This is a genomic window from Salmonella sp. SAL4457, from assembly GCF_046548235.1.
In the GTDB taxonomy this organism is placed as follows: Bacteria; Pseudomonadota; Gammaproteobacteria; order Enterobacterales; family Enterobacteriaceae; genus Salmonella; species Salmonella enterica.
Genome location: NZ_JBGDZO010000963.1, coordinates 1 through 251 on the forward strand (window position 1 = coordinate 1; position 251 = coordinate 251).

The following is a 251-nucleotide window of genomic DNA, read 5'->3' on the forward strand; positions in this document are numbered from 1 at the left end:
GTGCGGCGTCTCGAAGTGCGCCTGTATGGCTCGCTGTCCGCCACCGGCGTCGGCCACGGCACCGATCGCGCGGTGATCATGGGCCTGATGGGCGAATGGCCGGATCGTATCGACCCGACCCAGATCGCCCCACGCATGGCCGCGCTGCTCGATAGCGGCCTGCTGCAACTGGACGGCCGCGTGGCGGTACCGTTCGACTGGGTGCGCGACATGCGCCTGCTCGACGAGAACCTGCCCTACCACCCCAACGC

Annotated in this window: 1 protein-coding gene; it reads left to right on the forward strand. The window is 69.3% G+C overall.

The genetic code is table 11. The features are described from left to right. The coding region (locus tag ACLJNW_RS27055; protein WP_410961637.1) for a serine dehydratase beta chain at nt 1-251 on the forward strand (251 nt) is incomplete at both ends.